The sequence below is a fragment of the Campylobacter hyointestinalis subsp. hyointestinalis genome (assembly GCF_013372145.1).
Classification (GTDB): Bacteria; Campylobacterota; Campylobacteria; order Campylobacterales; family Campylobacteraceae; genus Campylobacter; species Campylobacter hyointestinalis.
Map to the genome: position 1 here is coordinate 251,457 of NZ_CP053827.1, position 13,320 is coordinate 264,776.

The following is a 13,320-nucleotide window of genomic DNA, read 5'->3' on the forward strand; positions in this document are numbered from 1 at the left end:
GGTTTGCATTATGGAAGCGGTTCTGTTTTTAAAGCAAAATGTTGTCATTATGGGAATTCTGGGTTTTATGAGCTTTTTCTCACTATATTTTAGCATAGAAAGAGTTCTGTTTTATAGCTTGATCGATACTAAGCATTATAAGAGCGCTAAAGAGCTTGAGATAGCGCTTACTAAAAATTTAACTTTTTTGTATGTGATATACTCAAACGCTCCTTACGTAGGGCTTTTAGGGACGGTTTGTGGGATAATGATAACGTTTTATGACATGGGTGCTTCAGGAAACATAGACGCAAATACCATAATGATAGGACTTTCTTTAGCCCTTAAAGCTAGCGCTCTTGGTATAGCAGTGGCGATCCCAACTTTGGCGGTATATAATTTGCTAAATAGAAAAGTAGATGTTTTGCTCGCTAAATTTGAGGAAACATTTTGAGACTTCCTAAAAATGACGGTCTAAATATAGTTCCTTTTATAGATATTATGCTAGTATTGCTCTGCATTGTGCTTAGCATATCGACGTTTATAGCTAGCGGACACATAAAGCTAAGTTTGCCAAATGCAGATTCTAGTATAAAAAATATAGAAAAAAGCCAGATTGTAATAAGCGTAGATAAAGAAAACAACTTATATTTTAATGACGGATTGGTAGATAAAGAAGCCTTAAAAAACGAAATATTTAAACTAGAAAATAGTGATTTTATAGAGATAAAAAGCGATAAAGAGAGTAAATTTGAGACTTTCGTGTGGATCATTGATATATTAAAAGAGAAAAACCATGAGAATTTCTCCATCGTCACAAAAAACGATTAGTATAAATTTACTAGCGTTTTTGATATCGGCCGTTTTGCACGTTTGCGTTTTTGCTTACACTCTAAATTTGGATATCAAAACTCCAAAAGAGCAAACTAAACACAGCCTTAAGCTATCTCTCAATAAATTTGAAGCTTTAAATGACAATGTAAAAAGTGATGAAAAAGCTGAGAAGCCAAAAACTATTCCAGAAATGGCTAAAAAACTAGAAGAGCCAAAACAAGAATCTAACCCAAAAATTCCTAAAACTCCTAAAAAACCTATACCAAAAAAAGTGGAAAAAAGCAAACACCAAAAGAAAACATTTCAAATAAAGCAGATAATACAACCCAAAAAACGGCATTAGATCAAAACGCAATAGACGTAAATACAACTTCAAGCGCTCTTTTGCAAGATGAAAAAACAACTACTACTGGTGATATCTCAAAGCCTATTTATCTAAAAAATGATGACGAGCTATTTATAAAGATAAAAAACGAGATCGTCAAAAACGTAACTTATCCAAGAACAGCAAGAAAACTAGGGCAACAAGGCGTGGTAAAAGTGGAGTTTGTCTTGGATAAAAATGGGCTAAAGAGCTACGGACTAAAAAAACAGAGCCGCTTTAGCTCACTAAATGCCGCAGCTCTTAAAGCTTTGAAAAATGCGAGTTCAAACTTTCCAAAAGTAGATAGCAAGTATCAAATTTCACTTGATATCGCTTTTGAACTCAAGTAAAATGCTACTAAATTCAAAGCTCAAGCATTTATATTAAGTGCATTTGCGCCTAACTCTTCGATCCTTGAAGCAACTTTTTGTATGGCTTTGTCTATGGTTTGATTTGATATATCAGGAAGTTTTCCGCCCCAAAGTTTGCTAGCCTCTTCAAAACCTCTTTTCATACCTTCAAAACCCTTTTGTAGTTTATTTACGTCGTCTCCTGCGCCACTTATAACGAAATTTGCGATGCGTTCGCTTGTTTTATCCACGCCAAAAAATCCATTTTCGCCTACTAGCTCTTGAAGTTCATCTTTATTCATCGAGCCTATATCTTTGCCCTCATAGCCTACTTGTGCGGCTAAATTTGATATCAAAGCCTTGCCTTGTTCGTTTGCACCGCTAAGTATATCCATAAGTGAGCTTTGAGCTTGAGTGTTGTTTGAAGAGAGGCTAAGACTTTGCTGTGAAAATTCCATAAAATACGCAGTGCTTATACCTTTAGCACCCATCTGTTTTAGTTCATCTATGCTTTTATCTTTTGTGTTAAAAGTAGAACTTTTGTTGTTTGAAGTGGCAAATGTCTGATCATATCTGTTTAAAGCCGTATTGATTTGCATAATTTCTCCTTGAATTTGTATATATAATATCGTTCAAATTTGATTTGATTTAAGGCTTGTCTTATATGGTATTTTAGCAAAAATTTGATACAATTGCTAAAAATTTATCAAAGGATGAAAATGAGCCATATTTTGATCATCGGCGCTGGCGGCGTGAGCCAAGTAGCGACCGTAAAATGTGCTATGAATACAAAAACTTTCACAAAGATAACTCTAGCAAGCAGAACAAAAAGCAAATGTGAAGCAATAGCTAAATTTATAAAAGAGCGTTTAAACGTGGATATAAACACGGTCAAAATAGACGCTGATGATACAAAAGCAGTCGTAAATTTGATAAAAGATATAAAAGCCGATTTGCTTTTAAACGTTGCTTTGCCTTATCAAGATCTAACCCTTATGGACGCTTGCGTGGAGGCTGGAATTCCATATATCGATACTGCAAACTACGAGCATCCAGATACTGCTAAATTTGAGTATAAGTTGCAATGGGCAAAAGATAGTGATTTTAAGAGTGCTAACACTATGGCGCTTCTTGGTAGTGGATTTGATCCGGGCGTGACAAATGTATTTTGTGCTTATGCAAAACAAAACTTGTTTGATGAAATTTATGAGATCGATATCTTAGATTGTAACGCTGGAGATCATGGATACGCTTTTGCTACAAACTTTAATCCTGAGATAAATTTGCGTGAAGTAAGCGCAAAGGGCAGATACTGGGAAAATGGCAAATGGATAGAGACAGATCCTATGGAGATAATGTTTAAATGGGACTATCCAAAAGTAGGCGTAAAAGATAGCTATCTGCTCTATCACGAAGAGCTTGAGAGCTTAGTAAAAAATATACCTACGCTTAAAAGAATTCGCTTTTTTATGACATTTGGGCAAAGCTATCTGACTCATATGAAATGTCTTGAAAACGTTGGAATGCTACGCATAGACGAAGTAGAACATAACGGCGTAAAAATCGTACCTATACAGTTTTTAAAGACACTTTTACCAGATCCTGCTAGTCTTGGGGAGCGTACAAAAGGTAAAACAAACATCGGCTGCGTGATAACAGGTATAAAAGATGATAAGCCAAGAAAAGTTTATATCTACAATGTCTGTGATCATGAAGAGTGCTACAAAGAGACGGGCGCTCAAGCAGTGAGCTACACCACAGGAGTTCCTGCGATGATAGGAAGTATGATGGTCGCTAATGGAATTTGGAGCAGTAAAGGCGTATTTAACATGGAGGATTTTGACGCAAAACCATTTATGGACGAGCTAAATAAACAAGGTTTGCCGTGGGAAATCATCGAAATGGATCCAAATAGCAATAGGATAGTAAAATGAAGCATATCATCGTCATATCTCTCTTTTGTGTTTCTTTATTTGCCAGGAATTTAAAGATAGACTTTATAAGCGAAGATGGTCTAAAACTCACTATAGATGCCAAAGACTATTTGGCTTTAAATTTACCTTGCAAAGGCTGGAAAATAGGTGATGAACTTGAGATCTTAAGTGGCGATAAAAATGCAAGATGTCTAAATGCTGAGTATTTAAATTTACGTACTAAAACATCTTGTGAACTGCTTTGCGATGCGAAGTAAATTGAATTTAAGATTATTTAGCTATAATGCCAAGTTTTATAAAATTTAAAAGGACAAGCAATGAAAAAAGATATACATCCAGAGTATGTTGAATGCACAGTTACTTGCGCTTGTGGAAACACATTTAAAAGCAAGTCAAATAAACCAGAGATCAGAGTTGATATCTGCAACGTATGCCATCCGTTTTTTACAGGTAGCGAAAAGATCGTAGATAGTGCAGGACGCGTTGATAAATTCAAGAAAAAATACAATATGAAATAAAACGTTGCTCTATTTTCTTCCGACCCCGATAGGGAATTTAGATGATATCTCAAAGAGATGCCTGGACGTCTTAGAACTTTGTGAAATCATCATCTGCGAAGATACTAGAGTAACAAAATCCCTCATAACTCTTTTGAATGCTAAATTTGGTTTGCAGATCAGCCCAAAAGAGTTTTATTCTCTTCATACTCACAACGAAAAAGATTTTTTTGATAAATTTGATAAATCTAAGCTTGAAACTAGGATTTGTGTTTATGCAAGCGACGCAGGAATGCCTTGTATAAGTGATCCAGGAATTTCACTAGTGAAATTTGCTCAGCAAAATAGTATAAAATATGAAGTTCTAAGCGGCGCAAACGCTCTTCTACTAGCAGCTGCAGCTAGCGGGATCATAGAAAAAGAATTTACATTTTTAGGATTTTTACCAAATTTAGGCAAAGAAAGACGCATAGCGATCCAAAATGCGTTAAATTCACTATATCCGGTGATCATATATGAGTCTCCAAAACGAATTTTAAGTCTAGTAGAAGATATAGCAAAATTATCGCCAGATAGAGAGATCTTTGCCATAAAAGAAGCTACGAAGAAATTTGAAACCAAATTTAAAGACAATGCTACAAATTTACTCACTATCTTAAAAGAATCAAATTTAAGCGGAGAGTGGTGCGTAGTCGTAGATAGATCTCCTGTTAGTGCATTTGAGCGCATAAGTCAGAGCGATATCTTAGCTCTTGATATACCACCAAAACAAAAGGCGAAATTACTTTGCAAAATCACAGGCGAGAACTCAAAAAAAATATATCAAAATTTGATAAAATAAGCTAATTTTTAACGGCTTTAGGATATCATCATTCTTATGATTATTTATGGAAAACAATTATTTTTACATTTATTAGACAAACATAAAGATAAGCTTATAAATATCTACTTAGCTAAAGAAGTTGAAAAGGATATCTTTAGTAAGATCGCTAAAAGTGGTATCAAAATTCAAAAAGTAGACAATAAAAAAGCTCAAGCTTTGGCTCGCGGTGGAAATCATCAGGGCTTTTTGGCCGAAGTCAGTGAGTTTGAGTTTGCAAATTTAGATCTTATCAAAAAGCAAGATTTTATAGTGGTTTTATATGGACTTAGCGACGTTGGGAATATAGGCGGTATAGTGCGAAGTGCTTACGCACTTGGCGGGGGCGGCGTTATCATAGTAGCAAAAAACGCTGCTATGGAAGGTATAGTTAGAACTAGTAGTGGCGCTGCTTATGAGATCCCAGTAGCTTTAGTAAATGACGGGTTAAGTCTTTTAAATGAACTAAAACAAGTGGGATATAAAATTTACGGCTCTGATGCCAAAGGTAAAAATCCTAGCGAGTGTAAATTTGATAAAAAAACCGTACTTGTGATGGGTAGTGAAGGCGAAGGAATCCATAAAAAAGCTCTTGAAAAATGCGATGAAAGTTTAGGCATAAAAATGCGTGAAGGCTGGGATAGTTTAAATGTCAGCGTAGCGTTTGGAATATTATTTGATAGGATGATAAATGGCTAACGATATATTGAAAATCAGGGATATGGGTGCAAAGGAAGTATCAAAGCGTACGCATATAGAAGCCGAATATTTGGAGTATATGTGCGATAAAAACTTTGATAAGCTTAAAAAGCTAAACGCGATAGGTTTTGTTAAAATTCTATCAAGAGAGTATGATTGGGATCTTAGCGATTGGACTGAAGAGTTTAAGGCTTATTGTCTAGAGCATCCAGAAGACGGTGACTCTATGTTCTGTGTAGCTCCAAAAATTCCTGCTTATACATCTACTAGTAGTTCTAATAGCAGCTCGTGGATATGGGTTGTTGTCTTTGTTATCATTATTTGTGGATTTATATGGCTGTTTGGTTTTACAAAATATTTTGACGATATCGGCTCGTTTTTTGATGATAAAAATAAAAGCGTTACGTACTCTACTAGCCCAGTAGTAGAAGATGCTAAAGAGAATTTAAAAATAGAAACAAATATAACTATTCCTTTTGATGAAAAGATCATAGATGCAAATATCACGGATATGAATGAATCTCAAAGTAGCCAGATGAATGAAGTATCTGCTGAACAAGTGGCTATGCAAACAGAAGACAACATCACTTCATCGCAAGTAGATGATATACTAAAAATTTCAAGATCAAATTTATTTGCTACTATAAATCCTAAAAAAAGCGTTTGGATAGGCATCAAGTACCTAGATACAAATGAAAAAAGTTCTAAAACTACAAATAAACCTTTTGAAATAGATCTAAATAGAAATGCTATAGTAGTAGCGGGGCACGGTGATATAACTCTTGAGCTTAGTGATCAAAATAGAAGTTATAATTCAAAGAATTCCATCAGATTTTTAGTTCAAAACGGTGAAATAAGACAGATAGATTACGATGAGTATGTTAATATAAACAAAGGCAAAGAGTGGTAAGGGTATTACTATTTTTTCTTGTTTCAAGCCTATGTTTTAGTGCAAATTTAGATCTGAATTTAAAGAATTTATTGGGCGACAAAGTTTATGAACAAAACTCCGGTAAACTTAGAACGCTTTTTTCAAATGAAGCTATGTTTTTGGACGAAAACTCAAATCCAAACTACGATAAGATCACAAATTTACTAAGAACAAATTCTATTTTAAGCTTGAATTATTCATCTCCTGCATATATGGATCTTACGTTTAAAAGTACTAGTTCTACCATACTTTTTTTAAAAGTCATAACTCAAAGTTTAAATAATCTTGGATATAACTACTTTCTTACAAAAAACTTTTCTACTCAAAACTCACAAATCTCATGGCTTGTGACTATAAATACTCAGTTTATCTTAAATCCTGGAAATTTATATAAAGAGCTAAAACAAAATAATGTATATATAAAAGGTATTCACAAAACAGGTACGTTTTCTTATACTTATGATATAGATATGAGTAGGGCGATTTTAAAAACATTGCCTTATGAATCAGACACAACAGTTGAGCTTTCTAAACCACTAGAACCGTATTTTTTAAATATCAACGGTAAAAAAAATATAGAAATAATGGCAAATCCGGCTGATAATTGGATATCGCTTGTAAAAATATATGATAGAAATTTAAAACTCATCAGTCAGATAAAATCTGATATAAAAGAAAAAAGTTTAAATATTGAATTTCCGGACGATGCATTTTATATACTAATAGATGATGCTTTTAGTTTGGAAAATATAAAACGCGGTTTAAAAATTTATATAAAATCATAAGGAGTTTTTATGTTTGACGAGATTCGTTTTAATACAATTGAAAGACTACCAAACTATGCCTTTGCCGAAGTAAATGCTATAAAAATGGCTGCTAGGCGTGATGGTGCCGATATAATCGACTTTTCTATGGGAAATCCCGATGGCAGAACGCCAGAGCATATCATAGATAAACTTTGTGAAAGTGCTAAAAAAGACAAAACTCACGGTTATAGCGTCTCTCAAGGTATATATAAACTTCGTTTAGCGATTTGCAATTGGTATAAAAGAAAATACGGCGTTTTGCTTGATCCTGAAACTGAAGCAGTCGCAACTATGGGAAGCAAAGAGGGTTTTGTTCATTTGACTCAAGCTATAGTAAATCCAGGAGATGTCGCGATCGTGCCTGATCCTGCTTATCCTATACATACTCAAGCATTTATCATAGCTGGTGGCAATGTAGCGAAGATGCCTCTTGACTATAATGCCGAATTTGAGCTCGATGAAAATAAATTTTTTGAAAATTTACAACATACTATCGATGAAAGTATCCCAAGACCAAAATATATAGTAGTAAATTTTCCGCACAATCCTACGACTGTAACTTGTCAAAAAAGTTTTTATGAGCGTTTAGTTGCAATGGCAAAGAAAGAGAGATTTTACATCATAAGCGATATAGCTTACGCAGAACTTAGTTTTGATGGATATAAAACCCCTAGCATCTTTGAAGTAGAAGGTGCAAAAGACGTTGCAGTCGAGTGCTATACTCTATCAAAATCATACAATATGGCAGGCTGGAGAGTCGGTTTTGTATGTGGAAATAAAAAACTAGTTGCTGCTCTTAAAAAGATAAAATCGTGGTTTGATTACGGTATGTTTACTCCTATTCAAGTAGCAGCTACTGTAGCACTTGATGGCGATCAAAATTGCGTTGAGCAAATTCGTCAAACATACGAAAAAAGAAGAGATATATTGATAGATGCATTTTGTTCTGCTGGATGGGAGATAGCAAAACCAAGAGCTAGTATGTTTGCGTGGGCAAAGCTTCCTACTCAAGTAGGAAATATCGGTAGCAAAGAGTTTGCAAAACAGTTACTAACAAAAGCTTGCGTAGCAGTTAGCCCTGGCGCTGGATTTGGCGTAGCGGGTGATAAATACGTAAGGATCGCGTTTATAGAAAATGAAAACCGTATCAGGCAAGCTGCGAGAAACATCAAAAAATATCTAAAAGAATTTGAATGAGAGTAGCGATACTTGGAGTAGGAACCGTTGGCAACGAGGTTGCTAACGTTTTGCTTAGAAATCAAAAATTAATTTCGGCTAGATCTGGTATGAATATAACTCCTGTTGTTGGTGTTGTTCGCGATCTAAATAAAAAAAGAGATTCTAAAATACCTCTAACAGATGATATAAATAGCGTGATCGATAGAGATGATATAGATGTTTATGTCGAGCTTATGGGTGGTATAGATGGGCCTTATAAAATCGTTAGCAAAATCTTAGAAAAGAAAAAGCCTGTAGTTACCGCAAACAAAGCTATGCTTGCATATCATAGAAATGAGCTTGAAAAACTAGCTGGAGATACTCCTTTTGGTTACGAAGCTAGCGTAGCTGGGGGTATTCCTATCATAAAAGCTTTAAGAGAAGGTTTAAGTGCAAACCATATCCAAAAGATAGTCGGTATTATGAACGGTACTAGTAACTATATACTTACAAATATGATGCAAGGTGGCGTTAAATTTGATGAAGTGCTTAAAAAAGCTCAAGAATTAGGTTATGCCGAGGCCGATCCTACATTTGATATTGGTGGTTTTGATACTGCTCATAAGCTGCTTATTTTAGCAAGTCTTGCGTATTCTGTTCATGCTAAACCAGAAGATATACTGATAGAAGGTATAGAAGGCATTACGAATGAAGATATATATTTTGCAAATGAATTTGAGTATGCTATAAAGTTATTGGCTATAGCAAAAAGAAGAGAAGATAAAGTAGAACTTCGCGTACATCCAGCACTTATTCAAAAAGAAAAAATGATAGCAAAAGTAGATGGTGTGATGAACGCAGTAAGCGTCACTGGAGACGCTGTTGGCGAGAGCTTGTTTTATGGAGCTGGAGCTGGGGGAAGTGCTACTGCAAGTGCTGTTATAAGCGATCTTATCGATATCGCTAGAGAAGTTAAAAATCCTATGCTAGGCTATAAAGCTCCACTAGAAGTTTTGCCTCTTGGGCTTTTTAAGCCAAATGAGATAAAAACAAAGTATTATCTAAGGCTAAAAGTGGCTGATGAAGTTGGTGTTTTAGCTAAAATCACAAATTTAATGAGTCAAAATAATCTTTCTATAGATAGTTTTTTACAAAAACCTAGAATCGATAAAAGCCTTGATTTTAGTACTTTGTATTTTACAACGCATACTTGTTTAGAAGCTGATATGCTAAGAGTAGTAGGTCTTCTTGAGAGCGAGAGCTTTATAAAAGGTAGGCCTTTTATGATACGAATCGAAGAGTAAATTTGGGTTTAAGAGAGTATATTTTCGGATTTCATAGTGAAGATCTGGCTGCAGATTATCTTAAAAGTTTGGGTTTTGAGATAATCTGTAGAAATTTCCACTCAAAATTTGGCGAGATAGATATAATCGCAAAAAAAGATGATGTGTATCATTTTATAGAGGTTAAATCTACATCTAAGGATTATGAGACTGTATATAGAGTCACTCAAAAGAAAATTTATAAGATAATAAAAACTATTAACTTTTATATGTTAAAATCTAGCATAAATTCAGATTATCAGATAGATTTAATATGCATAGAAAATGGTGAATTTAAATTTTTAGAAAATATAAGTTTTTAAAATTTATATTGTCTTTTAATTTAAGCTTTTTAATGTATAATTTTTTGAAAATTTATTAAGGAGAAAAAAATGGGTAAATATATTGAACTTACTTCAGAAAACTTCAATATAGCAAAAGAAGGCGTTGCGTTGGTTGATTTTTGGGCACCTTGGTGCGGACCTTGCAGAATGTTGGCTCCAGTTATTGATGAGCTTGCTGGTGAGTTTGAAGGAAAAGCTAAAGTTTGCAAAGTAAATACGGATGAGGCTCAAGATTTGGCTGTTGAGTACGGTGTTCGCTCTATTCCAACTCTACTTTTCTTTAAAGACGGACAAATAGTGGATCAAATGATAGGCGCTCAATCAAAAGTGGCTATCGCAGATAAAATCAATTCACTTTTATAATCTAACTAAAAAAAAGGGGAAGATATCCCCTTTACGCTCACTATCTATCAATCTGATTTCAAAATTTAAAATTTATTTTTTTATAATTATCAATTTTACGTAATTATACATGTATAAATTTATATTAAGGAGTTTAATTATGTTAGATGTAGCAATAATAGGTGGTGGACCAGCAGGACTAAGCGCAGGACTTTACGCGACTAGAGGTGGACTTAAAAACGTGGTTATGTTTGAAAAAGGAATGCCTGGTGGTCAGATCACTAGTAGTTCTGAGATGGAGAACTATCCAGGCGTCGCTACTGTGATGGACGGTATGAGTTTTATGGCTCCATGGACTGAGCAATGCACTAGGTTTGGTTTAAAACATGAGATGGCAAACGTAGAAAAAGTAGCGAAAAATAGCGATGGAAGCTTTAGTATTTTTTTAGAAGGCGGTAAAGAAGAAAAAGCAAAAGCAGTCATTGTTTGCACCGGTTCTACTCCAAAAAGAGCAGGATTTAAAGGCGAAGATGAATTCTTTGGAAAAGGCGTTTCTACTTGTGCGACTTGTGATGGATTTTTCTATAAGAACAAAGAAGTTGCCGTTTTAGGTGGTGGCGATACTGCTCTTGAAGAAGCCCAATACCTAGCAAATATCTGCTCAAAAGTGTATTTGATACATAGAAGAGATGAGTTTAGAGCAGCTCCTGTTACTGTGGAAAAAGCTAAGAAAAATCCTAAAATCGAGTTTATAACAAGTGCTAGTGTAGATGAAGTTTACGGCGACAATATAGCCGGAGTAAAAGGTATAAAAGTCAAACTAAAAGACGGTAGCATACGTGATCTACAAGTTCCTGGTATATTTACGTTTGTTGGACTAAATGTAAGAAATGATGTTTTAAAAGGCGAAGACGGTAAGTTCATCTGTGATACTCTACCAACTGGACAAGTAAGGGTAAATTTAAAAATGCAAACAAATATTCCAGGACTTTTTGCAGCGGGCGACCTTAGAGAAGACGCTCCTAAACAAGTCGTTTGTGCAGCGGCAGATGGGGCAGTAGCAGCACTTTCAGCGATGAGCTACATAGAGAGTTTGCATTAATATAAATAAGATTTTATTTAAGCCAAATTTATAGTTATCTGATATAATTAGGCTTAAATTTATCAATTAAGGTATTATAATGAGAACATCATTTAAAGCCATACTTAGCAGTGTCGTTGCGGCTTCATTGATAGCTGGTTGTGCTACTACAACCTTGCAAACAAGCGCTAAAATGACGCAAAGTATATTTATAGATCCAGTCGCTAAAGACAAAAGAGTCGTCTTTGTCAGTATAAAAAATACCAGCGGACATGACATAAATTTGGAACAAAAAATTATCCAAGGTTTACAAGCAAAAGGTTATACTATAACAGATGATCCAGAAGTCGCTACTTACTTGTTGATGACTAATGTTTTGTATTGCGATGAGAAATCAGAAAATAATGCTGTTGGCGGTGCTGTGGCTTTAGGTGCCACAGGAGCTGCTATCAGCGGTTATAACAATGGTGGTGCTGGTAGTATGATAGCCGCAGGAGCCGCAGGAGCTTTGGTGGGCGGAGTATTAGGAAAGCTTACAGAAGACACTATTTGGCAGATGCAAGTCGATATAAATATCAGACAAAAAGCAAAAAATGGCACTGTTCTTAGTGAGACAGGAAATGTAAGCGGACAAGCTAGCGTGAAAGATAGAGCAAAGTCAGGCTTTACAAACTCATTTGGTGGCGATATAAGAAACGTAAATGCCACAGGAGCTTTACAAAGCAATCAAATAGATACTAAAAATCAGACTTATGAGACGGATTATATAGAGAAAAAAACTATGATATTTGCCGAAGCTACGAAAACAGGACTTCAGCTTCCAGAAGCAACTCCTATACTAGAAGAAAAGATAGCTTCACAGATAGTAGGTCTGTTTTGATCATCAGTCGGAGATGCCCTCCGACTTTATATACGAAAATTATCCAAATTTATTAACCGTTTTATAAATAACTTTATGCTAAAATCCACGAAAATTACACTTAAGGTTTAGTATGATAAAGATCGGCATACACGGCGCAAGCGGTAAAATGGGCACTGAGATAATCTCAAATTTAAAAAATAGTGATTTAGCAAAAGTCAGCGTAGCTTATAGCATAGATCCAGTGCTTTGTGATACGGGCGATGCTTTAGTCACTGATGATTTAAAAGTTTTATTTGATAATAGCGATGTTATCATAGACTTTACTATAAAAGAAGGTGCGCTAAATTTGATAAACTACGCAAGGACCTATCCAAAACCTTTAGTTATCGGTACAACTGGGCTTGGTAGTGAAGGCGAGGAGCTTTTAGGACTTGCAAGTTCTCTTATGCCTATACTTCAAGCTACAAATATGAGTTTAGGCGTAGCCGTACTAAACAGACTAGTAGGGCTTGCTAGTAAAGCTCTTAGTGAGTTTGATATCGAGATAGTAGAGATGCATCATCGACATAAAAAAGACGCTCCTAGTGGCACAGCACTTACCTTAGCTACTCACGCAGCAAAAGCTAGAAATTTAAATTTAAGTAGCGTCAGGGTGAGTAGTAGAGATGGAATGGTTGGAGCGAGAAGCAAAGACGAGATAGCTGTTATGGCTCTTCGAGGCGGAGATGTAGTAGGTCGCCATACCGTAGGATTTTACAATGATGGGGAGTTTATAGAGCTAAATCATACCGCAACTTCTAGAGCTACTTTCGCAAAAGGTGCTATAAAAGCTGCGATTTGGCTAGAGGGCAAACAAGCAGGGCTTTATAGTATATATGATTGTTTAGGAATTTAAGCCAAATAAGTTAAAGACGGATTTGACTTTAGAATTCGTCTTTTGTAACTAAATTTAATCTTT

19 protein-coding genes are annotated in these 13,320 nt (G+C 35.2%); 18 read left to right on the top strand and 1 reads right to left on the bottom strand.

Annotation, left to right across the window (positions count from 1 at the left end; translation table 11 throughout):
• Window positions 1–10 precede the first annotated feature (10 nt).
• The 4 genes from exbB to CHHT_RS01380 are packed head-to-tail and all read left to right on the top strand — an operon-like array spanning window position 11 to window position 1,527.
• Window positions 11–433: a TonB-system energizer ExbB gene (gene exbB / locus CHHT_RS01365; protein ID WP_034962480.1), complete on the top strand. Its 423-nt coding sequence runs from the start codon at window positions 11–13 to the stop codon at window positions 431–433.
• Window positions 427–810, top strand: coding sequence for a TonB system transport protein ExbD (gene exbD, locus CHHT_RS01370; protein ID WP_034962479.1), 384 nt, complete (start codon window positions 427–429; stop codon window positions 808–810). Before exbB ends, exbD begins: the two co-directional genes overlap by 7 nt.
• Window positions 776–1,156, top strand: a complete 381-nt coding sequence (locus CHHT_RS01375; RefSeq protein WP_172506176.1) for a hypothetical protein — start codon at window positions 776–778, stop codon at window positions 1,154–1,156. Before exbD ends, CHHT_RS01375 begins: the two co-directional genes overlap by 35 nt.
• Window positions 1,157–1,197: 41 nt before the next feature.
• A complete protein-coding gene (locus tag CHHT_RS01380) occupies window positions 1,198–1,527 on the top strand; it encodes a TonB family protein (RefSeq protein WP_172506177.1) in 330 nt (109 codons plus the stop codon).
• Between the two features lie 20 nt (window positions 1,528–1,547).
• Here CHHT_RS01380 and CHHT_RS01385 read toward each other — a convergent pair whose 3' ends face one another.
• On the bottom strand, window positions 1,548–2,126 hold the full coding sequence (locus tag CHHT_RS01385; protein WP_034962477.1) for a hypothetical protein: 579 nt from the start codon (window positions 2,124–2,126) through the stop codon (window positions 1,548–1,550).
• A gap of 120 nt (window positions 2,127–2,246) precedes the next feature.
• On the opposite strand from CHHT_RS01385, the gene CHHT_RS01390 reads away from it, so the two are divergent.
• The 14 genes from CHHT_RS01390 (at window position 2,247) to dapB (ending at window position 13,257) form a co-directional block, all read left to right on the top strand.
• The gene (locus tag CHHT_RS01390) at window positions 2,247–3,461 is read left to right on the top strand and encodes a saccharopine dehydrogenase family protein (protein WP_034962475.1); all 1,215 of its coding nucleotides are present in this window, start codon (window positions 2,247–2,249) and stop codon (window positions 3,459–3,461) included.
• On the top strand, window positions 3,458–3,718 hold the full coding sequence (locus CHHT_RS01395) for a hypothetical protein (protein ID WP_034962473.1): 261 nt from the start codon (window positions 3,458–3,460) through the stop codon (window positions 3,716–3,718). Before CHHT_RS01390 ends, CHHT_RS01395 begins: the two co-directional genes overlap by 4 nt.
• Window positions 3,719–3,778: 60 nt before the next feature.
• Window positions 3,779–3,979: a 50S ribosomal protein L31 gene (rpmE, locus tag CHHT_RS01400; RefSeq protein ID WP_034962471.1), complete on the top strand. Its 201-nt coding sequence runs from the start codon at window positions 3,779–3,781 to the stop codon at window positions 3,977–3,979.
• 4 nt (window positions 3,980–3,983) lie between these two features.
• On the top strand, window positions 3,984–4,799 hold the full coding sequence (gene rsmI / locus CHHT_RS01405) for a 16S rRNA (cytidine(1402)-2'-O)-methyltransferase (protein WP_074898796.1): 816 nt from the start codon (window positions 3,984–3,986) through the stop codon (window positions 4,797–4,799).
• A gap of 36 nt (window positions 4,800–4,835) precedes the next feature.
• Window positions 4,836–5,516, top strand: coding sequence for a 23S rRNA (guanosine(2251)-2'-O)-methyltransferase RlmB (gene rlmB, locus CHHT_RS01410; protein ID WP_034962469.1), 681 nt, complete (start codon window positions 4,836–4,838; stop codon window positions 5,514–5,516).
• On the top strand, window positions 5,509–6,426 hold the full coding sequence (locus tag CHHT_RS01415) for a hypothetical protein (protein WP_167540827.1): 918 nt from the start codon (window positions 5,509–5,511) through the stop codon (window positions 6,424–6,426). The genes rlmB and CHHT_RS01415 overlap by 8 nt, the downstream gene beginning before the upstream one ends.
• Entirely contained in the window at window positions 6,420–7,232 is an 813-nt protein-coding gene (locus tag CHHT_RS01420; RefSeq protein WP_034962466.1) for a hypothetical protein, read from the top strand. Before CHHT_RS01415 ends, CHHT_RS01420 begins: the two co-directional genes overlap by 7 nt.
• Window positions 7,233–7,241: 9 nt before the next feature.
• Entirely contained in the window at window positions 7,242–8,450 is a 1,209-nt protein-coding gene (locus CHHT_RS01425) for an LL-diaminopimelate aminotransferase (protein WP_034962462.1), read from the top strand.
• Complete coding sequence (locus tag CHHT_RS01430; RefSeq protein WP_034962461.1) at window positions 8,447–9,715, top strand: homoserine dehydrogenase; 1,269 nt, start codon at window positions 8,447–8,449, stop codon at window positions 9,713–9,715. Before CHHT_RS01425 ends, CHHT_RS01430 begins: the two co-directional genes overlap by 4 nt.
• Before the next feature lie 2 nt (window positions 9,716–9,717).
• The gene (locus CHHT_RS01435) at window positions 9,718–10,056 is read left to right on the top strand and encodes a YraN family protein (RefSeq protein WP_034962460.1); all 339 of its coding nucleotides are present in this window, start codon (window positions 9,718–9,720) and stop codon (window positions 10,054–10,056) included.
• Window positions 10,057–10,125: 69 nt separating this feature from the next.
• Window positions 10,126–10,440, top strand: coding sequence for a thioredoxin (trxA, locus tag CHHT_RS01440; protein ID WP_034962455.1), 315 nt, complete (start codon window positions 10,126–10,128; stop codon window positions 10,438–10,440).
• 139 nt (window positions 10,441–10,579) lie between these two features.
• Window positions 10,580–11,521, top strand: a complete 942-nt coding sequence (trxB, locus tag CHHT_RS01445) for a thioredoxin-disulfide reductase (protein WP_034962453.1) — start codon at window positions 10,580–10,582, stop codon at window positions 11,519–11,521.
• A 79-nt stretch (window positions 11,522–11,600) separates the two neighbouring features.
• Window positions 11,601–12,380 carry a complement resistance protein TraT gene (locus CHHT_RS01450; RefSeq protein WP_034962451.1) on the top strand — a complete coding sequence of 260 codons (780 nt, stop codon included), beginning with the start codon at window positions 11,601–11,603 and terminating at the stop codon, window positions 12,378–12,380.
• A gap of 112 nt (window positions 12,381–12,492) precedes the next feature.
• Window positions 12,493–13,257 (top strand): 4-hydroxy-tetrahydrodipicolinate reductase, encoded by a 765-nt coding sequence (gene dapB / locus CHHT_RS01455; RefSeq protein ID WP_034962445.1) that lies wholly within the window; start codon window positions 12,493–12,495, stop codon window positions 13,255–13,257.
• Window positions 13,258–13,320: the final 63 nt, after the last annotated feature.